We start from the raw sequence: 20,236 nt of genomic DNA on the forward strand, positions 1-20,236 counted from the left end.
TTAACGTACCTTCAGCGTTGCCAGGCCAATCAGCACCAGCATCAGCGAAATAATCCAGAAGCGCACAATGACGCGCGGCTCCGGCCAGCCTTTTAGTTCATAGTGGTGGTGAATCGGCGCCATACGGAAGATGCGCTGGCCGCGCAGCTTGAAGGAGCCGACCTGCAAAATTACCGACAGCGTCTCAACCACAAACACGCCGCCCATGATCACCAGCAGGAATTCCTGACGCAGCAGCACGGCAATAATGCCCAGCGCGCCGCCTAACGCCAGTGAACCGACGTCACCCATAAAGACCTGAGCCGGATAGGTGTTGAACCACAGGAAGCCCAGCCCCGCGCCGACAATCGCCGTACAGACGATCACCAGTTCACCCGCGTGGCGCAGATAAGGGATGTGCAGGTAGTTCGCGAAATTCATGTTACCGGTCGCCCAGGCCACCAGCGCAAAACCGGCCGCCACGAAGACGGTAGGCATGATTGCCAGGCCATCTAGACCGTCGGTCAGGTTAACGGCGTTACCAGTGCCGACAATCACAAAGTACGCCAGCAGAATGTAGAACAGACCCAGCTGCGGCATCACGTCTTTAAAGAACGGCACGACCAGCTCGGTCGCTGGCGTGTCTTTCCCTGCCAGATACAGCGCGAAGGCCACGCCCAGCGCGATCACCGACATCCAGAAGTACTTCCAGCGGGCAATCAGGCCTTTGGTGTCTTTACGGACGACTTTGCGGTAATCATCGACGAAACCAATGATCCCGTAACCCACCAGAACCGTCAGCACACACCAGACGTACGGGTTGGACGGGTACGCCCACAGCAGTACGGAAACGACGATGGCAGTCAGGATCATTATCCCGCCCATGGTCGGGGTACCGCGCTTGCTGAAGTGCGATTCCGGGCCGTCGTTACGCACAACCTGGCCGAAAGAAAGCTTTTGCAGACGGGCAATCATGCGCGGGCCCATCCACAACGAGATGAACAGCGCAGTCAGCAGGCTGACGATGGCGCGAAACGTCAGATAGGAAAAGACGTTAAAGCCTGAGTAATATTTGACCAAATGTTCGGCCAGCCAAACTAACATGTCCCGTTCTCCTGTAATGCGTGCACAACCTCTTCCATGGCGGCACTACGTGAACCTTTCACTAACACTGTCACAATTTGTTTTTCTGTCATTAATGCCTTAAGGCGCTCAATCAACGCGGCTTTTTCGGCAAAATGCTCGCCAACGCCGCAGGCCTGGCTAATCGCCTGGCTCAGTTTTCCTGCGCTCAGTACACAGTCCAGCCCCGCCGCTTTCGCCGCTTCACCGACCTGGGTATGACAGGCTTCGCTTTCGTCGCCCAGCTCTGCCATGTCGCCAACCACCATGATGCGGTAGCCCGGCATTTCAGATAACACCTGCACCGCCGCCGTCATCGAGCCAACGTTCGCGTTGTAGGAGTCATCCAGCAGCAGCTTGTTTTCCGCCAGTTGGATTGGGAACAGGCGTCCCGGCACGGCTTTCAGGTTCGCCAGCCCGGCTTTGATCGCCTCATGTGAAGCGCCTACCGCCGTTGCCAGCGCCGCCGCCGCAAGGGCATTGGCGATGTTATGGCGACCCGGCAGCGGCAGCAGCACCTCCACGCCACCCGTTGGGGTGGTGAGGGTGAACTCGGTGCCGTGCGACGTCACATGGATATTGGTCGCCGTAAAATCACTGTTGGCCGCATTTGGCGAGAAGCGCCAGGTTTTACGCGCACCAATGATGCTCTGCCAGTTCAGCCAGTCGTTGTTATCGGCGTTCAGAATGGCGATACCGTTTTCCGGCAGGCCGGTGTAAATCTCGCCTTTCGCTTTTGCCACGCCTTCCAGCGAGCCAAAGCCTTCCAGGTGCGCAGCCGCGAGGTTATTCACCAGCGCCGCTTCCGGGCGCGTCAGGCTCACGGTCCAGGCGATTTCACCCTGGTGGTTTGCACCTAACTCGATCACCGCATAGTCATGCTCTTTGGTCAGGCGAAGCAATGTCATCGGCACGCCGATGTCATTATTGAGGTTGCCCGCGGTATAAAGCGTATTGCCGCACTGGCTGAGGATGGCCGCCGTCATCTCTTTCACTGACGTTTTGCCTGAGGATCCGGTCAGGGCGACGACGCGAGCCGGCACCTGCTGACGAACCCAGGCCGCCAGCTCGCCGAACGCGAGACGCGTATCTTTCACCACAACCTGCGGCAGATCGATATCAAGCTTGCGGCTGACCAGCAGCGCACCGGCGCCGTTCTCTTTGGCCTGTTCAGCAAAATCATGCGCGTCAAAACGCTCGCCTTTCAGCGCCACGAACAGACAGCCAGCGGTGACTTTGCGGGTGTCCGTCGTCACGGCATCAATGGTCAGGTCTTGCCCGTGCAGGTCGCCGTGCAGCACCGCAGCGGCCTGGCTTAACGAGAGGCTAATCATGCGACGACTCCCAGCAGGCGAGCTGCCGTTACGCGATCCGAGTAATCCAGACGGCGGTTGCCCACGATCTGATAATCTTCATGGCCTTTACCCGCCAGCAGAACAACATCATTCTCCTGGGCCTGCATGATGGCGTTCGTCACGGCTTCCGCCCGGCCTTCCACGACGCGCGCGCGGCCCGCATCCAGCATGCCCGCCAGAATGTCGTTAATGATGGCGCGCGGCTCTTCCGTACGTGGGTTGTCATCGGTGACAACCGGAATATCTGCGAACTGTTCCGCAATAGCACCCATCAGCGGGCGTTTGCCTTTGTCACGATCGCCGCCGCAGCCAAACACGCACCAGAGCTTACCGGTACAGTGCAGGCGCGCCGCTTCCAGCGCTTTTTCCAGCGCATCCGGCGTGTGGGCATAATCAACCACAACGGTCGGTTTGCCCGGCGCGCTAAACACTTCCATACGGCCACAAACTGGCTGCAGACGCGCGGCGGTTTTCAGCAGTTCAGCCATCGGGTAACCCAGCGCCAGCAGCGTTGCCAGCGCCAGCAGCAGGTTGCTGACGTTAAACGCCCCCATCAGGCGGCTTTCAATTTCGCCTTCACCCCAGGAAGAGGCAAAGCGGATGGTCGCTCCGCTATCGTGATAATTCACCTCAACCGCCTTCAGCCAGCGGCCGTGGCAGTTCGGATTGATATGGTCTTCCATCGATACGGCAACCGCATCCGGCAGCTTCGCCAGCCAGCGGCGGCCGACTTCATCGTCGGCATTAATGATCGCCTGACCACAGTGGTGAGTGGAATAGAGCAGCCATTTCGCGGCTTCGTAGTGCTCCATATCACCATGATAATCAAGATGATCGCGGCTCAGGTTGGTAAACACGGACGCGGCAAATTTCAGCGCCGCGACACGGTGCTGTACCAGACCGTGCGAAGAGACCTCCATCGCGGCAAAGGTTGCGCCCTGCCCTGCCAGTCCGGCAAGCACGTGCTGTACGTCAACCGCGGAGCCGGTGGTGTTTTCCGTCGGGCTCACTTTGCCCAGCAGACCGTTACCCACGGTCCCCATCACCGCGCCGGTTTCACCCAGCAGCTGAGCCCACTGCGCCATCAGCTGCGTGGTGGTGGTTTTTCCGTTCGTACCCGTTACGCCAACCAGGCGCAGCTGGTCGGAAGGTTCGTGATAAAAACGCCCCGCCAGTGCGGAAAGACGTTCGTTTAACTGGCTGAGATAGATGACCGGCACGCCGTGCATTTCACGGATCTCACCGTCGGTTGCCTCATCTTTAGCCTCAGCAATAATGGCAGCCACACCTTGCGCAATCGCCTGCGGGATATAACGACGCCCGTCCGCCTGATGACCGACCACCGCCACAAAAAGATCGCCAGACGCAGCCACGCGGCTGTCCAGTACCATCTCTCGCAGTGCTCGCTCCGGTGCATTTGGCACCCACGGAGCGAGAAGGTCGCGCAAATTACGATCTGCCACCTGTACCCTCGCCTTGATTAATTACAAATTCACTTTTTTCGCCCGTCGCCAGCGCATCCGGTTCAATGTTCATGGTGCGTAACACGCCGCCCATGATGGCCCCGAACACAGGCGCGGAGACGGCGCCGCCGTAGTATTTACCCGCCTGTGGATCGTTTATCACGACCACCAGCGCAAAACGCGGATTGCTTGCAGGCGCAACGCCTGCGGTATAGGCAATGTATTTGTTGATGTAACGGCCGTCTGGCCCCACTTTTTTCGCTGTACCGGTTTTAATGGCGATACGATAGCCTTTAATCGCCGCCTTCACGCCGCCGCCGCCCGGCAGCGCCACGCTTTCCATCATGTGCACTACGGTACGAACGATGGATTCCGGGAAGATACGCTCGCCCGGCACCGGTGGATCAACTTTGGTAATCGACAGCGGGCGATAAACGCCATAGCTGCCAATCGTTGCGTAGACTCGCGCTAACTGTAACGGGGTTACCATTAGCCCGTAGCCGAAAGAGAAGGTGGCCCTCTCTATGTCAGACCACCGTTGTTTTTGAGGATATAAGCCACTGCGTTCTCCGACCAACCCCAAATTGGTCGCCTTTCCCAGTCCAAAACGTGAGTAAGTCTCTACTAACGCTGAGGACGGCATCGCTAACGCCAGCTTTGAAACACCGACGTTACTCGACTTCTGTAACACCCCGGTCAGGGTCAATTCGCTGTAGCGCGCCACGTCTTTTATCTCGTGGCCGTTAATACGGTATGGGATGGTGTTCAGAACCGTGTTTTCATTGACGATGCCGCGCTGGAGCGCGGTCATCACCACCATCGGCTTCACCGTGGATCCAGGTTCGAACACGTCGGTAATCGCCCGGTTACGCATGGCATCTTTTGCGGTGCCGGTAAAGTTGTTCGGGTTGTAGGACGGACTGTTGGCCATCGCCAGCACTTCACCGGTGCTGACATCCACCAGCACGGCGCTGCCTGACTCCGCCTTGTTGAACGCCACGGCGTTGTTCAGCTCGCGGTAGACCAGCGCCTGCAGGCGCTCGTCGATACTCAGGGCCAGGTTATGCGCTGCCTGACTGTCCGTAGAGGAGATATCTTCGATGACGCGCCCGTAGCGGTCCTTACGCACGATTCGCTCGCCCGGCTGACCGGTGAGCCACTTATCGAAGCTTTTTTCAACGCCCTCAATCCCCTGGCTGTCGACGTTGGTGAAGCCAATGAGGTGAGCGGTTACTTCGCCGGATGGATAGTAACGACGGGATTCTTCACGCAGATGAATGCCCGGTAGCTTCAGTTTGCGAATGTAGTCCGCCATGTCAGGGTTAACCTGACGCGCCAGATAGATAAAACGCCCTTTCGGGTTCGCGTTAACGCGGGAGGCCAGCTGATCCAGCGGCATTTTCAGCGCATCAGCCAGCGCTTTCCAGCGGTTATCAAGGGTAATGCCACCGGCGTCGTGCAGCTCTTTCGGATCGGCCCAGATAGCCTTCACCGGCACGCTCACCGCCAGCGGACGACCGGAGCGGTCGGTGATCATCCCGCGGGACGTGGAGACCTCCTGAACGCGCAGAGAGCGCATATCGCCCTGGCGTACCAGCATGTCAGGCGCGACGATTTGCAGCCAGGCCACGCGGCCCAGCAGAAAACCCAGCGCCAGTAAAATGCAGCCGCAAAGCAACGCAAAACGCCAACTGATAAAGTTGGCCTGTTCTTCCTGACGTTTTGGTTTTAGCGTTTTTGCCGCTGCTTTCATGCGTCGCGTTTTCCCTTATTTTTGTACTACGATATTTTCCTGTGAAGGATCAACATGCTGCAGCTGCAGCTTTTCCGTTGCGATCCGTTCAACCCGGCTGTGATCGCCGAGCGCATTTTCTTCAAGGATCAGATTTCGCCATTCAATATCCAGCGCATCGCGTTCCAGTACCATCTGCTCGCGTTGCGCAGTCAATAAACGTGTATGGTGGGCTGTCGTCACCACCGTTACTGCCGTGACAATGATGCAAATGAACAGACAGAGTGGCAGTTTCCCAAACCGCAAAAGATCGTCGCCGATCACGCCAGGCAAGGCATGGCGCTCGTTGCTTCCTAACGAATCCTTAACTTTGCTTAGGGTCTCTGTCACTCTGCCGATCATGCGTTCGTCCTCTCTGCAACACGCAGCACTGAACTACGGGCGCGTGGATTCTCTGCCACTTCTTCTTCGCCCGGCATCAACTTGCCTAATGCTCGCAACTGACGGCCACCCAGCTTCCTGAGTTGTTCTTCCGTCATCGGCAGCCCCGCTGGCACCTGTGGACCGCGGCTTTGTTCACGCATGAAGCGTTTCACAATACGGTCTTCCAGCGAATGGAAGCTGATGATGGATAACCGCCCACCCGGGGCAAGCACGTCGAGCGAGCTTTTTAGCGCCAGCTCTATTTCCTCCAGTTCACTGTTTACCCAGATGCGAACCGCCTGGAAGGTACGGGTCGCGGGATGTTTGTGCTTATCCTTCACCGGGGTCGCTGCCGCGATCACCTCGGCCAACTCTTTGGTGCGGGTCATTGGCTCAATGCGGTTGCGCTCAACAATGGCGCGCGCAATACGTTTGCCAAAACGCTCTTCGCCAAACGTTTTAATGACCCATGCAATATCGGCTTCGTCAGCGGTCTGTAGCCACTCGGCGGCGGATTGTCCGCGCGTCGGGTCCATCCGCATGTCCAGCGGACCATCACGCATAAAGGAGAAACCGCGTTCAGCGTCGTCAAGTTGGGGTGAAGAGACGCCAAGATCGAGAAGAATCCCGTCGATCTTGCCCGTCAGGCCGCGCTCAGCCACATAGTCCGCGAGCGCAGAGAAAGGTCCATGCACGATGGAAAAGCGTGGGTCATTGATGGTCTGTGCAACGGCAATTGCCTGCGGATCGCGATCGATTGCCAGCAGACGTCCCTCCTCACCCAGTTGGGAGAGGATCAAACGCGAGTGGCCACCGCGACCAAATGTGCCATCAATGTAGATGCCATCCGGACGAATATTCAGGCCGTTAACGGCCTCGTCCAGTAACACCGTTTTATGTTTATAATTTTCCATCATATTTATAGAGACAAGTCCTGCAGTCGTTCCGATAATGTCGCGGAATCAGACTGCTCAGCGTCGATATCTTCCTTGACCTGTTGATACCAGGTCGTTTCATCCCACAGTTCAAACTTGTTGAACTGCCCGACCAGCATCACTTCTTTTGTCAGACCGGCATGTTGCCGCAACACAGGGGCAATCAGTAATCGCCCTGCGTTATCCATCTGACATTCACTGGCATGTCCCAATAACAGCCGCTGCACGCGGCGTTCCTGCGGGTTCATGCTCGACAGTCGCGACAGCTTTTGCTCAATAATTTCCCATTCAGGTAAGGGGTAAAGCAGCAGGCAGGGGGAGTTAATGTCAATGGTGCAAACCATTTGACCCGCAGCGTTCTCAATCAGCTGGTCGCGGTATCGGGTTGGTACCGATAAACGCCCTTTGCTGTCGAGATTGACTAACGTTGCTCCACGGAACATGCCAGTCTCACCCCTCCTCACCACTTTAACCCACAAATTCCCACCTAAAGGAGTTTACGGAGCGAGGGAAAAGCTTGTCAAGCCAGGACTCTCCGTATAAGGACTCGAAAGCCCTCTATTTACAGAGTTAAACAGTCCTGGTTAATAACTGCACAACTGGCGAGGCAAAATTAACGTTATGAATATTTGTAAGAAAAAAACCGAATATGCACACTAGCGTTAAGGCTCACTCAATATCATCGCAGATAAATATAAAGTGTCAGTTTGCGACGCGGGCAGCATTTTATGACAGATTCTCAGGGGATGACAGCGCCAGATTCACCCAGGCACACGGTAAGCGCAGTGGTTAGCACGTAAGCTGGCAAAGGAAGAGGAAAAAACGTCTGAATATTCATCGACCGAAGAGGGTTTGTAACAAAATAATACAAAGAATACCGTTTAAAATCGCTGAGATGTTCTTTAAAGAACAATTTAAAAGCCAAAATGAATTAAGAAAAATAGGCGATTATGATCTCACAAGAATTATCCTAATTTCTCTCCGGGAATTATCCGCACGAATTATCGTAGCAAAATGGGGCAGATTTCGCCGCCCCAGTCATTTCATTTTTGGCGGCTTAAAATTCCGCGATGGTAGAGATTACGTTTGATACGCGTCAGGCCCGGCTTTGGTTTGCGGGGTTCATCCAGACTCGCCAGCACAATCTCCAGCACGCGTTCAGCCACGTCGCGGTGACGCTGTGCAACCGCCAGCACCGGGCACTGAAGGAAGTCGAGCAGCTCGTTATCCCCGAACGTGGCAATCGCCAGGTCGGAGGGGAGTTTACCTTCACGGCGTAAGGTGACATCCATGACGCCCTGCAAGAGCGCAAACGAGGTCGTGAACAGCGCCTGAGGCATCGGGTGGGTTTCCAGCCATTTCTCGAACAGCTGCGCGGCGGCTTCACGTTCGTAGCTGTTGGCATAGAGGTAGTGAACCTCGCGCGGATCGTCTTTCCAGGCGGTTCTGAATCCCTGCTCGCGCAGGAAGCTCACCGAAAGCTCGGGCAACGCACCAAGATACAGCACCGTTTCCGCCGGGAACGTCCGCAGCTCTGCGGCCAGCATTTCGGCATCATCCTGATCCGCACCCACTACGCTGGTGAAATGTTCACGATCGAGCGCGCGATCCAGCGCCACGATTGGGAACGGGTCGTTCGCCCAACGCTGGTAGAACGGATGTTCTGGCGGTAAGGAGGTCGAAACAATAATGGCATCCACCTGGCGCTGGAGCAGGTGCTCAATGCAGCGCATCTCGTTATCAGGCTGATCTTCCGAGCAGGCAATCAGCAGCTGATAGCCACGCTGGCGCGCCTGACGTTCAAGATAGTTGGCGATACGGGTATAGCTGGTGTTTTCCAGGTCCGGGATCACCAGACCAATAGAGCGGGTGCGCCCGGCGCGCAGACCGGCTGCGACAGCATTCGGATGGTAGTTATGTTCACGAACCACCGCCATAACTTTTTCAACGGTCTTGTCGCTGACACGGTACTGCTTTGCTTTACCGTTAATCACATAGCTGGCCGTTGTTCGTGACACGCCGGCTAGCCGGGCGATTTCATCCAGTTTCACAATTGCCCCTTAAAAAAAGAAAAGAGTCCATGGCCCTGTCAAGGTTATGGTTAAATCTTTTAACATCTAAACGCAGAAAAGCCTTCGCGGCAACCGCTTTTATCTGCGTTGTCGGCTGATTACGCAAAAAAAAGCCCGGCTTTGGTGACCGGGCAGAAAGAGGCGAACCTTTTTGACAACTAACGCATGATTTTCTCGCCGCGTGACAGACCCACGACACCCGATCTTGCGACTTCAACAATTTTTGCCACATCCCGCACGGACGTCAGGAAAGCATCCAGCTTGTCACTTGTCCCAACCAGCTGAACCGTATAAAGAGAAGGCGTGACGTCGATAATCTGTCCGCGGAAAATATCCGCATTGCGTTTAACTTCTTCACGCCCGTAGCCGGTGGCCTGGATTTTCACCAGCATGACCTCACGTTCAACGTAGGCCCCCTGCCCCAGCTCGCTCACGCGCAGCACATCAACCAGCTTATGCAGCTGTTTTTCAATCTGTTCAAGCACTTTGGCGTCGCCAACGGTTTGAATCGTCATGCGCGACAGCGTGGGATCCTCCGTCGGCGCGACGGTCAGGCTTTCAATGTTATAACCGCGCTGCGCAAAAAGACCAATGACGCGCGACAGTGCGCCAGACTCGTTTTCCAGTAAAACCGATAATATCCGGCGCATATCAGGTTCTCTCCGTTTTGCTTAACCACATTTCATCCATACCGCCCCCCCGAATATGCATCGGATAAACGTGTTCGGTTCCATCAACAATCACATCCATAAAGACAAGGCGGTTGTTTTTAACGTGCTCAAGCGCTTGTGCGAGCTTCGTTTCCAGCTCGGCCGGATCGGTCACTCGCATCCCAACATGGCCATAAGCTTCAGCAAGACGAACAAAATCCGGCAGCGATTGCATATAGGACTGCGAATGACGGCCAGAGTAAATCATATCCTGCCACTGCTTCACCATGCCGAGGTAGCCGTTATTCAGGTTCAGCACAAGAATCGGCAACTCATACTGCAGTGCGGTAGACAGCTCCTGAATGTTCATCTGAATACTGCCGTCTCCGGTCACGCAGACGACGGTTTCATTCGGCAGGGCCAGCTTCACGCCCAGCGCGGCAGGCAGACCGAAGCCCATGGTGCCTAAGCCACCCGAGTTGATCCAGTGACGCGGTTTATCAAACGGGTAATACAGGGCGGCAAACATCTGGTGTTGGCCCACGTCTGAGGTCACATACGCCTCACCTTTCGTCAGTCGCCACACCGCTTCGATGACCGCCTGCGGCTTAATGTTTTCGCTTTGCGTGTCATATTTCAGGCACTGACGCGCTCGCCACTGTTCAATCTGCTGCCACCAGTCGCGGATATCATCCAGCGGCTGGGTCGCGTTCTCCTGAGTCAGCAGATCCAGCATCTGTTCCAGAACCTGACGAGCATCACCGACGATCGGCACATCAGCCGACACCGTTTTTGAAATGGACGTCGGATCGATATCAATGTGCAGCACGGTGGCGTTCGGGCAATACTTCGCCAGATTGTTGGTGGTGCGATCGTCAAAACGCACGCCGACGGCAAAGATCACATCGGAGTGATGCATCGTCATGTTGGCTTCATAGGTACCGTGCATACCCAGCATGCCCAGCGCCTGGCGGTGAGTGGCGGGAAACGCCCCCAGCCCCATCAGCGACGACGCCACAGGAAGGTTGAGTTTTTCGACCAGCTCACGAAGCTGGGTTTCACAGGCAGCGTTGATCGCCCCGCCGCCGACATAGACGACCGGTTTTTTGGCTGCCAGAAGCGTTTGCAACGCCCGCTTGATCTGTCCTTTATGCCCCTGCGTTGTCGGATTGTAAGAACGCATGCTCACCGAGTCAGGCCAGACGTACGGCAGCTTGTTTGCCGGGTTCAGAATGTCTTTAGGCAGATCGACCACCACCGGTCCCGGGCGTCCGCTTGCTGCCAGCCAGAAGGCTTTTTTCAGTACGCCGGGAATGTCTTCGGTTTGCTTGACCAGAAAGCTGTGCTTCACAACGGGACGGGAAATCCCGACCATGTCACACTCCTGAAAAGCATCGTAGCCAATCAGCGAGGTTGCTACCTGCCCGGAGAGGATCACCAGCGGGATAGAGTCCATATACGCCGTCGCAATACCGGTAATGGCGTTTGTCGCGCCGGGGCCGGACGTGACTAAGACCACGCCTACTTCACCCGTCGCACGCGCCAGACCGTCGGCCATGTGTACAGCCGCCTGCTCGTGACGTACCAGAACATGGTCAATGCCCCCTACCGTATGCAGCGCATCATAAATATCCAGGACCGCGCCGCCAGGGTAGCCGAACACTTGCTTTACGCCCTGATCGATCAGCGACCGCACGACCATTTCCGCGCCAGACAACATCTCCATGCTTTGCCTCCAGGCATTTTGTTATAGACGGACTGCCGAATTCATTTCCGCACCGTCTTACGATCGGGATGAACCAATCTTATATTTTGCAGAGTGTTCTTTACCTTAACCGCTCGTTATGAGGCAGGCAATTAGCAAACCCGGGGAGATAAACGGTGCGTAAAGCAGAAAAAGCAGCCGTTAACTGAAGATATGGTTAATTCCTCTGGGAATAGAGGACGGTGTGATAAATCATCGCTGAAAAGCGGGGCAATGCAGGAAATCATCTATTTTTGCGTACCGAAGAGCGGCCCGAAAAAATGCATCACAGAACAAAATAGTAATTATCTATAAAAATTCAGGATAAATCACAAAATCCGATGCGATTTATCCTGATGCGTTTACCGGCGGCAGATACCGACCAGCAACTCTTCCATCCACTGGTGTCCCTTATCCCTTCCGGCCGCTTCATGCCAGGAGAGATAGCAGGTTCGGCTATTTAACTTAAGCGGCAGAGGCAAAATTTGCAGATTTAACGGGTCAGAAAACTCTTCTGCCAGCCAGCGCGGTGCAATCGCCACCAGATGTGTTTGGGAGACAACGTTTAATACGCTGACCATAGCCATCCCCTGATAAGCCACGCTCGCCTGCTTATCCGCAGAGTCATACCATGGCAGGCTAAAGGAAGCATATCTGTCGAGGGCAACAACGGCATGCTGCTCGTTATAGACATCATTTTCGCGTAGCGGATATTTCAGCCGGGGATGATTTTTACTGGCCACCAGAACCATTTCATCTTTAAACAGCGGTACGCAGGAAAATTCAGGACGACGGAACTCTTCATACCCAAGGACGAATTCAATCTCCTGATAGCGTAACTGATGCTCTGTACTTTGGTTCAGGGATGATTTAAAAACCAGATGGATATTTGGCGCGATCTCTTCGACTTTATTATAGATAATTGAGGTTAAATAATTATCTAATGGACTGCAGACACACAGATGAAATGTGCGCTCGCTGCTTAAAGGTTCAAAGCCCGATCCCGGCAGCTCGTTTTGTACCAGCTGCAACGCCTGACGGATTGAGCCGAACAGCTGGAATGCGCGCGCAGTAGGCTGGATCCCTCTTCCGTAACGAACAAACAATTCGTCGTTAAACATGACCTTAAGCCTGGCAACGGCGTTACTCACAGCAGGTTGTGACATCCCCAACGCCTGGGCCGCGCGGGTGATATTCTGTTCCTGCATGACAGCATCAAACACCGTCAGAAGATTAAGATCCACCGTGCGTAACTGCGGTTTAATCCCATCAGTAGCTTGAGGTTGTTTAATATTATTTTCTGACACTTCTGACTCCACTGTCACGCTACACTCCCTTTGCTCACGTACGGTAATAATCTCGAAAAATATGATTTATCATGCCAATACGATCAGCGAAAGAGAATTATTTAAAATTCAGAATATATAAAGACGCTATACAAACGAAAAGAAAATAGCGCAAATGATATGTTTGACTTTAGGATTTAAATGAAACCATAAACCAAGTAAATACACAATGACCGCCAGATTAATGATGACTTAAGTATTATTAAACTGTTATCGCCACCGCTCATTAGTTAGTTAATAACATGTTACCTCTGTTCATTTTTTAGCGACGCGTAATAGATTCACCGTAATTATAACTTAATGATAGTAAACCCCTTTATGTACAGAATACTCTCTGTAACGCACGTCACTCATTTTAAACAATTATATTTATTTATTTCTGCAACTGTTTTCTTCAGTCCAAAATTAGACAATTAGTCGGTTCGCAAAAGCCAAAACCAGCACAATTAGCTAAAGTAAAATCCTGCCAGTTCCGCCCGTCGGGTCCGTTTTTATCGTCAGGGGTTGACATCAACTGCCGTATCCAGTACCACTAAAAGCATATTGAATTTAACGGAGCACGATTCATGATTCGCACCATTCGTTTCACCGGTCTACTACTACTAAACGCATCCACTGTGCGCGGTAGACTGGCGGGCGAAATTCAGCGTTGAATCGTCACCAGTAAGACTAAAAACCCGCGCCACTGCGCGGGTTTTTTTATGCTCGTAGCAAGGCGCCCTAAGACTGACAAGGACCTAACCCATGAGCCAGCAAGTCATTATTTTCGATACTACTTTACGTGACGGTGAACAGGCATTACAGGCAAGCCTGAGTGTAAAAGAGAAACTGCAGATCGCGCTGGCTCTCGAACGTATGGGTGTCGACGTGATGGAGGTGGGTTTCCCGGTCTCGTCTCCGGGTGATTTCGAATCCGTCCAGACCATCGCCCGCACCATTAAAAACAGCCGCGTATGTGGTCTGGCGCGCTGTGTAGAAAAAGATATCGACGTTGCAGCCGAGTCACTGAAAGTGGCCGAAGCGTTCCGTATCCACACCTTTATCGCCACCTCGCCCATGCACATCGCCACCAAGCTGCGCAGCACGCTGGATGAGGTGATTGAGCGCGCGGTGTACATGGTGAAACGCGCACGCAACTACACCGATGACGTTGAATTCTCCTGTGAAGATGCAGGCCGTACGCCAATCGACGATTTGGCGCGCGTCGTGGAAGCTGCCATTAACGCGGGCGCCAAAACCATCAACATCCCGGACACCGTCGGCTACACCATGCCGTTTGAGTTCGCCAACATCATCACCGGCCTGTATGACCGCGTTCCAAACATTGATAAAGCGATTATCTCCGTCCACACCCACGATGATTTGGGTCTGGCCGTGGGCAATGCTATCGCCGCCGTCCACGCTGGCGCGCGTCAGGTAGAAGGCGCGATGAACGGCATCGGTGAACGTGCGGGCAACTGTTCGCTGGAAGAAGTGATCATGGCGATCAAAGTGCGCAAGGACATCATGGACGTGCACACCCGCATCAATCACAACGAGATCTGGCGCACCAGCCAGACCGTCAGCCAGATTTGCAACATGCCTATTCCGGCCAACAAAGCGATTGTCGGCACTGGCGCCTTCGCGCACTCCTCCGGTATTCATCAGGATGGCGTGCTGAAGAACCGTGAAAACTACGAAATTATGACCCCGGAATCCATCGGCCTGAACCAGGTCCAGTTGAACCTGACCTCCCGTTCCGGTCGCGCGGCAGTGAAGCACCGCATGGAAGAGATGGGTTATAAGGACAGCGATTACAACATGGATCAGCTGTATGACGCGTTCCTGAAGCTGGCCGACAAAAAAGGGCAGGTGTTCGACTATGACCTGGAAGCGCTGGCCTTTATTAACAAACAGCAGGAAGAACCAGAGCACTTCCGTCTGGATTACTTCAACGTGCAGTCCGGATCCAGCGACATCGCCACCGCCTCGGTCAAGCTGGCCTGCGGAGATGAAATTAAAGCAGAGGCAGCTAACGGTAATGGACCTGTCGATGCGATTTACCAGGCCATCAACCGCGTTACCGAGTACGACGTTGAGCTGGTCAAATATGACCTGACGGCCAAGGGCCACGGCAAAGATGCACTGGGCCAGGTCGACATTGTTGTGACCCACAATGGCCGCCGCTTCCATGGCGTGGGTCTGGCGACCGATATCGTTGAATCCTCCGCGAAAGCGATGGTGCATGTGCTGAATAACATCTGGCGCGCCGCCGAAGTCGAAAAAGAGTTGCAACGCAAAGCTCAGAATAAAGAGAACAACAAGGAAACCGTGTAATGTCGAAGAATTACCATATTGCTGTGTTACCGGGCGACGGTATTGGCCCGGAAGTGATGGCACAGGCGCTGAAAGTACTGGAAGCCGTTCGCGCGCGTTTTGCGATGAAAATCACCACCAGCCACTACGATGTGGGCGGTATTGCGATTGATAACCACGGTACGCCACTGCCAAAAGCGACCGTGGAAGGCTGTGAAAATGCCGATGCCGTGCTGTTTGGTTCCGTCGGTGGTCCAAAATGGGAACATCTGCCGCCAGCAGAGCAGCCAGAGCGCGGCGCGCTGCTGCCGCTGCGTAAACATTTCAAACTGTTCAGTAACCTGCGTCCGGCGAAGCTGTACCAGGGTCTGGAAGAGTTTTGCCCGCTGCGCGCCGATATCGCCGCCAACGGTTTCGACATTCTGTGCGTACGTGAACTGACCGGTGGGATCTATTTCGGTCAGCCCAAGGGGCGCGAAGGCAGCGGTCAGCATGAAAAAGCGTTCGATACCGAGGTGTATCACCGCTTCGAAATTGAACGTATCGCCCATATCGCGTTTGAGTCGGCGCGCAAACGCCGCCATAAGGTGACCTCGATTGATAAAGCGAACGTGCTGCAGTCTTCCATTCTGTGGCGCGAGATCGTCAATGAAATCGCTAAACAGTACCCGGACGTTGCGCTGTCGCACATGTACATCGACAACGCGACCATGCAGCTGATTAAAGATCCGTCCCAGTTTGACGTGCTGCTGTGCTCCAACCTGTTCGGCGATATTCTCTCTGACGAGTGCGCGATGATCACCGGCTCGATGGGCATGCTGCCATCCGCCAGCCTGAATGAAGAAGGCTTCGGCCTGTACGAGCCTGCGGGCGGCTCCGCACCGGATATCGCCGGCAAAAACATCGCTAACCCGATTGCGCAAATCCTCTCTCTGGCTCTGCTGCTGCGCTACAGCCTGGATGCAGGCGATGCAGCAACCGCAATTGAAAACGCCATTAACCGGGCGTTAGAAGAAGGCGTTCGTACCGGTGATTTAGCACGCGGCACGGCGGCAGTCAGTACCGATGAAATGGGCGACATTATTGCCCGCTATGTCGCTGAAGGGGTGTAATCATGGCTAAGACGTTATATGAAAAATTGTTTGATGCGCACGTTGTCTACGAAGCACCAAACGAAGCCCCACTGCTGTATATCGACAGACATCTGGTACACGAGGTGACCTCTCCCCAGGCATTCGACGGCCTGCGCGCGCACAAGCGTCCAGTGCGCCAGCCGGGTAAAACCTTCGCGACGATGGATCACAACGTTTCCACCCAGACTAAAGACATTAACGCCTCGGGTGAGATGGCGCGTATCCAGATGCAGGAGCTGATTAAGAACTGCAATGAATTTGGCGTTGAGCTGTACGACCTGAACCATCCGTATCAGGGCATCGTCCACGTGATGGGCCCTGAGCAGGGGATTACCCTGCCGGGCATGACCATCGTCTGCGGTGACTCCCATACCGCAACCCACGGCGCGTTTGGCGCCCTGGCGTTCGGGATTGGCACTTCCGAGGTAGAACACGTGCTGGCGACGCAGACCCTGAAGCAGGGTCGCGCCAAAACGATGAAGATTGAAGTGAAGGGCAAAGCGGCACCAGGCATTACCGCGAAAGATATCGTGCTGGCGATTATCGGTAAAACCGGCAGCGCAGGCGGTACCGGCCACGTCGTTGAGTTCTGCGGCGACGCTATTCAGGCGCTGAGCATGGAGGGTCGCATGACCCTGTGCAACATGGCCATTGAGATGGGTGCCAAAGCCGGGCTGGTCGCGCCAGATGAAACGACCTTCAACTATGTGAAGGGCCGTCTGCACGCGCCGAAAGGGCAGGATTTTGACGACGCGGTAGCGTACTGGAAAACCCTGAAAACCGACGACGGGGCAATGTTTGATACCGTTGTCACGCTGCAGGCAGAAGAGATTGCCCCTCAGGTGACCTGGGGTACCAACCCGGGTCAGGTGATTTCCGTCAACGACGCCATTCCCGATCCGGCTTCCTTCGCCGATCCGGTCGAGCGCGCCAGTGCGGAAAAAGCGCTGGCCTATATGGGGCTGAAGCCCGGCGTGCCGTTGACCGACGTGACCATTGATAAGGTGTTTATCGGCTCCTGCACCAACTCTCGTATCGAAGATTTGCGTGCGGCGGCAGAGATCGCCAAAGGCCGTAAAGTCGCACCGGGCGTGCAGGCGCTGGTCGTTCCAGGTTCTGGTCCGGTGAAAGCCCAGGCGGAAGCCGAAGGTCTGGATAAGATCTTTATCGAAGCAGGCTTCGAGTGGCGCCTGCCAGGCTGTTCCATGTGTCTGGCCATGAACAACGATCGCCTGAATCCGGGTGAGCGCTGTGCCTCCACCAGCAACCGTAACTTTGAAGGCCGTCAGGGCCGCGGTGGGCGCACCCATCTGGTCAGCCCGGCAATGGCCGCCGCTGCGGCAGTCACCGGCCATTTCGCCGACATTCGCAGCCTGAAATAAGGAGACAATCATGGCAGAGAAATTTACCCAACATACAGGCCGGGTTGTCCCCCTGGACGCCGCGAACGTCGATACTGACGCCATTATTCCTAAGCAGTTTTTGCAGAAGGTGACGCGTACCGGCTTTGGCGCGCACCTGTTCAACGACTGGCGTTTCCTGGACGACAAAGGCGAAGTGCCTAATCCGGAGTTCGTTCTGAACTTCCCGGAATACAAAGGTGCCTCCATTTTGCTGGCGCGGGAAAACTTTGGCTGCGGCTCGTCGCGTGAGCATGCGCCCTGGGCGTTGACCGACTACGGCTTTAAGGTGGTTATTGCTCCCAGCTTCGCGGATATCTTCTACGGCAACAGCTTCAACAACCAGCTGCTGCCGGTGACGCTGAGCGATGAGCAGGTCGATGAATTGTTTGCGCTGGTTAAGGCCAATCCGGGCATGTCGTTTGAAGTGGATCTGGAAGCGGAAGTGGTGAAAGCCGGGGATAAGACCTACAGCTTCAGCATTGATGCGTTCCGCCGTCACTGCATGCTGAACGGTCTGGACAGCATTGGTTTGACGCTGCAGCACGAAGACGCCATCTCAGCGTACGAGAAAAAACAGCCTGCGTTTATGGGCTAAAGGCAATGGCCCGCGAAATGCGGGCCATTGATAAGGGTGCGTTGAGGCTCAACCACTCTGGAGAGGCGGGGAAACTTCCCCGCCCATACCGCTAACGTTTTGCTTCGTAAGCCAACACTGCCGCCATTTCTGTTTTCTCCTGTCTGAAATGCAATTCACACAACGAATCACGGACCATCCAGGTGAAGATCAACAACGTCGTACAGATCAGAAATAAACCTAACAGCAGAGTACGTTTTGGCATTCCAGCCTCCTTATTGCTTTTCGGCAATGAAGAGACTAACCTCGCAATGTTGGTTGTGAAGTTGGTCTCCCCATCAATCTTTTGATGTGGGACTCTCCACTGTTTGCCTCTTGCGAAAGCCTGAGGCAAACAGCCTCAAGCACCCGCCACGCACTCTATTCCCCTTCGTGATCTCTGTCAGAATGTCGTTCCATTTTGTGAAGCCGTCTTCCAGAATCAGACGTCTTTTACCCGGCAGGTCAGCAGGAGCGTCACAACGGATAGCGCCGCAATCATCCAGTAAACCGACGTATGACCATAGCTTTGCGCCAGCGCGCCCTGGATCACACCGGCCAGAATCACCCCGGTTGAAATACTGTTCGTAAAGAGCGTCGTGGCCGATCCCGCGCGTCCGGGCATCAGATCCTGAAACCAGAGCATGCCGATTCCGGCGACGATCCCAATGAACACGGCATTAAACAGCTGCAGCGCCAGCAGCGCTTCGCGCGAGTGGAATAAGATCAGCCCAAGATAAAACAACACCCCGGCAGCAACCGCAACCACCATCATTTTGCGTTTACCGAAACGCTTTACGTAATATCCCGCCAGAATCATTGCCGGAATTTCCAGCCCGGCAGCGGTCCCCATTAAGATCCCCGCAAGCTTGTCCGGTAAGCCCAGATCGCTGCTGATCCACAGCGGCATGTCGATGATGTACATGGTATTGCAGGTCCACATCAGCGTGGAGGCAATAAACAGCATACGGACGTTTTTGTCCTGCCAGCCGCTCACCTGGGTGAGCGGTTTATCCGCTGTCTGTTCGACGCGCGCCACGGACGGCAGCGCAAAGGCTATCAGCGCCAGGCTGATGACAAAAATCCCGGCCGCGATGGTGAACATGGTGGTAAAGCCGTAGTTCAACGCCAGCATGAAGGCCAGCGGCGGACCAATGACCCACGCCAGCGAGAGCTGGGCACGCATCACCGAGCTGAACATCACCACTTCCCTCGCCGAGCTATCCGCATATTCCCGCGCCAGGGCGAACAGTTGCGGCATGGCAGTGTTCGCAAGAGAGGCGAGCAGCACGCCGCAGGTAATGAGCGTCAGGTAATGACGGTTAAAAGCAAAGAGCAGCGCGTTACCCACGGCCATGGCGCAGCAAAAGAGGATCAGCCTGCGGCGATCGCCCTGGCTGTCCGATCGTTTCGCCAGCGCGAGGCTGACCAGGATCCCGGCAATCGCGTTGACGGTATAAAACAGCCCCACCCAAAACGGCTGCGCCCCCACCTCGCGGCTGAGAAACAGGCTCAGCGTCGGCGCCTGCAGCGCCCCCGCCACGCCCATCATAAAGGCCACCAGCATAAAAGCGGCATACACGCCGTTCAGGCGTCGCCCCATCGTCATCAACCACAGCATGCGCAAGTCCTTGTGAAAGCGAATCGAAATTGGGTGAAAGAATAAACGAAAAAAGCCAGCAAAAACATTTTTGCTGGCGGGTGATAAGCACCAATACTCAGTCACACATGATCGAGGCGAGTCAGCGAGAAGAGGCCGGTTTCGTAACGTCCCACTGCATCAGTTCTTCTAACATTTTCAGCCGTTGCTCGGCACACTGGCGGGCCAGCCAGGACGATCCTTTTGTCGCTGAAAAGTACTGCTGATAAAACTGGCGTGCGGTAGACCTCTTCATCATTTACCTCCTCGCTTCATCGGGAAGCATTATTGGCCTAATATAGGGATTAATAAATTGCTGGTTTTTTGTCAGG

General features: G+C 54.9%; 19 protein-coding genes. 5 read left to right on the top strand and 14 right to left on the bottom strand.

All coding sequences use genetic code 11. The features are described 5' to 3' along the window. From mraY to leuO, 11 genes are all read right to left on the bottom strand, one after another. Positions 1-1,083: a phospho-N-acetylmuramoyl-pentapeptide-transferase gene (mraY, locus tag ACMGGE_RS13120; RefSeq protein ID WP_008501985.1), complete on the bottom strand. Its 1,083-nt coding sequence runs from the start codon at positions 1,081-1,083 to the stop codon at positions 1-3. Then, positions 1,077-2,435, bottom strand: a complete 1,359-nt coding sequence (gene murF, locus ACMGGE_RS13125) for a UDP-N-acetylmuramoyl-tripeptide--D-alanyl-D-alanine ligase (RefSeq protein WP_420293842.1) — start codon at positions 2,433-2,435, stop codon at positions 1,077-1,079. Before murF ends, mraY begins: the two co-directional genes overlap by 7 nt. Next, on the bottom strand, positions 2,432-3,919 hold the full coding sequence (gene murE, locus ACMGGE_RS13130) for a UDP-N-acetylmuramoyl-L-alanyl-D-glutamate--2,6-diaminopimelate ligase (protein WP_039265669.1): 1,488 nt from the start codon (positions 3,917-3,919) through the stop codon (positions 2,432-2,434). Before murE ends, murF begins: the two co-directional genes overlap by 4 nt. Further along, positions 3,906-5,672, bottom strand: a complete 1,767-nt coding sequence (locus ACMGGE_RS13135) for a peptidoglycan glycosyltransferase FtsI (RefSeq protein WP_045907793.1) — start codon at positions 5,670-5,672, stop codon at positions 3,906-3,908. Before ACMGGE_RS13135 ends, murE begins: the two co-directional genes overlap by 14 nt. A gap of 15 nt (positions 5,673-5,687) precedes the next feature. Beyond that, positions 5,688-6,053, bottom strand: coding sequence for a cell division protein FtsL (ftsL, locus tag ACMGGE_RS13140; protein WP_008501989.1), 366 nt, complete (start codon positions 6,051-6,053; stop codon positions 5,688-5,690). Further along, positions 6,050-6,991, bottom strand: a complete 942-nt coding sequence (rsmH, locus tag ACMGGE_RS13145) for a 16S rRNA (cytosine(1402)-N(4))-methyltransferase RsmH (protein ID WP_021240527.1) — start codon at positions 6,989-6,991, stop codon at positions 6,050-6,052. The genes ftsL and rsmH overlap by 4 nt, the downstream gene beginning before the upstream one ends. A gap of 2 nt (positions 6,992-6,993) precedes the next feature. Beyond that, on the bottom strand, positions 6,994-7,452 hold the full coding sequence (gene mraZ / locus ACMGGE_RS13150) for a division/cell wall cluster transcriptional repressor MraZ (RefSeq protein ID WP_021240528.1): 459 nt from the start codon (positions 7,450-7,452) through the stop codon (positions 6,994-6,996). Positions 7,453-8,052: 600 nt separating this feature from the next. Continuing rightward, the gene (gene cra / locus ACMGGE_RS13155; RefSeq protein WP_008501993.1) at positions 8,053-9,060 is read right to left on the bottom strand and encodes a catabolite repressor/activator; all 1,008 of its coding nucleotides are present in this window, start codon (positions 9,058-9,060) and stop codon (positions 8,053-8,055) included. A gap of 179 nt (positions 9,061-9,239) precedes the next feature. Beyond that, positions 9,240-9,731, bottom strand: a complete 492-nt coding sequence (gene ilvN / locus ACMGGE_RS13160; protein ID WP_063620771.1) for an acetolactate synthase small subunit — start codon at positions 9,729-9,731, stop codon at positions 9,240-9,242. 1 nt (position 9,732) lies between these two features. Further along, positions 9,733-11,457 carry an acetolactate synthase 3 large subunit gene (gene ilvI, locus ACMGGE_RS13165; protein WP_420293843.1) on the bottom strand — a complete coding sequence of 575 codons (1,725 nt, stop codon included), beginning with the start codon at positions 11,455-11,457 and terminating at the stop codon, positions 9,733-9,735. A 380-nt stretch (positions 11,458-11,837) separates the two neighbouring features. Continuing rightward, a complete protein-coding gene (gene leuO / locus ACMGGE_RS13170; protein WP_275430302.1) occupies positions 11,838-12,800 on the bottom strand; it encodes a transcriptional regulator LeuO in 963 nt (320 codons plus the stop codon). A 587-nt stretch (positions 12,801-13,387) separates the two neighbouring features. On the opposite strand from leuO, the gene leuL reads away from it, so the two are divergent. The 5 genes from leuL to leuD all read left to right on the top strand — a co-directional run bounded on the left by leuL (position 13,388) and on the right by leuD (position 18,247). Further along, positions 13,388-13,474 (top strand): leu operon leader peptide, encoded by an 87-nt coding sequence (gene leuL, locus ACMGGE_RS13175; RefSeq protein WP_071530973.1) that lies wholly within the window; start codon positions 13,388-13,390, stop codon positions 13,472-13,474. A gap of 91 nt (positions 13,475-13,565) precedes the next feature. After that, positions 13,566-15,137, top strand: coding sequence for a 2-isopropylmalate synthase (gene leuA, locus ACMGGE_RS13180; RefSeq protein WP_008501997.1), 1,572 nt, complete (start codon positions 13,566-13,568; stop codon positions 15,135-15,137). Then, a complete protein-coding gene (gene leuB, locus ACMGGE_RS13185; protein ID WP_420293844.1) occupies positions 15,137-16,228 on the top strand; it encodes a 3-isopropylmalate dehydrogenase in 1,092 nt (363 codons plus the stop codon). The genes leuA and leuB overlap by 1 nt, the downstream gene beginning before the upstream one ends. Before the next feature lie 2 nt (positions 16,229-16,230). Further along, entirely contained in the window at positions 16,231-17,631 is a 1,401-nt protein-coding gene (leuC, locus tag ACMGGE_RS13190; RefSeq protein ID WP_420293845.1) for a 3-isopropylmalate dehydratase large subunit, read from the top strand. Between the two features lie 10 nt (positions 17,632-17,641). Further along, positions 17,642-18,247, top strand: a complete 606-nt coding sequence (leuD, locus tag ACMGGE_RS13195; RefSeq protein WP_023616037.1) for a 3-isopropylmalate dehydratase small subunit — start codon at positions 17,642-17,644, stop codon at positions 18,245-18,247. Positions 18,248-18,338: 91 nt separating this feature from the next. On the opposite strand, the gene ACMGGE_RS13200 is transcribed toward leuD, so the two are convergent. The 3 genes from ACMGGE_RS13200 to sgrT form a co-directional block, all read right to left on the bottom strand. After that, entirely contained in the window at positions 18,339-18,491 is a 153-nt protein-coding gene (locus ACMGGE_RS13200; protein WP_045907789.1) for a Hok/Gef family protein, read from the bottom strand. A gap of 216 nt (positions 18,492-18,707) precedes the next feature. After that, entirely contained in the window at positions 18,708-19,886 is a 1,179-nt protein-coding gene (locus tag ACMGGE_RS13205; RefSeq protein ID WP_420293846.1) for a sugar efflux transporter, read from the bottom strand. A gap of 121 nt (positions 19,887-20,007) precedes the next feature. Continuing rightward, a complete protein-coding gene (gene sgrT, locus ACMGGE_RS13210; protein ID WP_045907787.1) occupies positions 20,008-20,160 on the bottom strand; it encodes a glucose uptake inhibitor SgrT in 153 nt (50 codons plus the stop codon). Positions 20,161-20,236: the final 76 nt, after the last annotated feature.

The organism is Enterobacter sp. BNK-22, from assembly GCF_048684805.1.
Classification (GTDB): domain Bacteria; phylum Pseudomonadota; class Gammaproteobacteria; order Enterobacterales; family Enterobacteriaceae; genus Enterobacter; species Enterobacter quasiroggenkampii.

What these genes read in the sequence shown, in the direction of transcription:
- rsmH (WP_021240527.1), bottom strand. Translation starts at nt 6,991, where the DNA reads ATGATGGAAAATTATAAACATAAAACGGTGTTACTGGACGAGGCCGTT.
- leuC (WP_420293845.1), top strand. Translation starts at nt 16,231, where the DNA reads ATGGCTAAGACGTTATATGAAAAATTGTTTGATGCGCACGTTGTCTAC.
- murF (WP_420293842.1), bottom strand. Translation starts at nt 2,435, where the DNA reads ATGATTAGCCTCTCGTTAAGCCAGGCCGCTGCGGTGCTGCACGGCGAC.
- ACMGGE_RS13205 (WP_420293846.1), bottom strand. Translation starts at nt 19,886, where the DNA reads ATGCTGTGGTTGATGACGATGGGGCGACGCCTGAACGGCGTGTATGCC.
- leuA (WP_008501997.1), top strand. Translation starts at nt 13,566, where the DNA reads ATGAGCCAGCAAGTCATTATTTTCGATACTACTTTACGTGACGGTGAA.
- mraY (WP_008501985.1), bottom strand. Translation starts at nt 1,083, where the DNA reads ATGTTAGTTTGGCTGGCCGAACATTTGGTCAAATATTACTCAGGCTTT.
- ACMGGE_RS13135 (WP_045907793.1), bottom strand. Translation starts at nt 5,672, where the DNA reads ATGAAAGCAGCGGCAAAAACGCTAAAACCAAAACGTCAGGAAGAACAG.
- ilvN (WP_063620771.1), bottom strand. Translation starts at nt 9,731, where the DNA reads ATGCGCCGGATATTATCGGTTTTACTGGAAAACGAGTCTGGCGCACTG.
- ACMGGE_RS13200 (WP_045907789.1), bottom strand. Translation starts at nt 18,491, where the DNA reads ATGCCAAAACGTACTCTGCTGTTAGGTTTATTTCTGATCTGTACGACG.
- ftsL (WP_008501989.1), bottom strand. Translation starts at nt 6,053, where the DNA reads ATGATCGGCAGAGTGACAGAGACCCTAAGCAAAGTTAAGGATTCGTTA.
- mraZ (WP_021240528.1), bottom strand. Translation starts at nt 7,452, where the DNA reads ATGTTCCGTGGAGCAACGTTAGTCAATCTCGACAGCAAAGGGCGTTTA.
- sgrT (WP_045907787.1), bottom strand. Translation starts at nt 20,160, where the DNA reads ATGAAGAGGTCTACCGCACGCCAGTTTTATCAGCAGTACTTTTCAGCG.
- leuL (WP_071530973.1), top strand. Translation starts at nt 13,388, where the DNA reads ATGATTCGCACCATTCGTTTCACCGGTCTACTACTACTAAACGCATCC.
- leuD (WP_023616037.1), top strand. Translation starts at nt 17,642, where the DNA reads ATGGCAGAGAAATTTACCCAACATACAGGCCGGGTTGTCCCCCTGGAC.
- leuB (WP_420293844.1), top strand. Translation starts at nt 15,137, where the DNA reads ATGTCGAAGAATTACCATATTGCTGTGTTACCGGGCGACGGTATTGGC.
- ilvI (WP_420293843.1), bottom strand. Translation starts at nt 11,457, where the DNA reads ATGGAGATGTTGTCTGGCGCGGAAATGGTCGTGCGGTCGCTGATCGAT.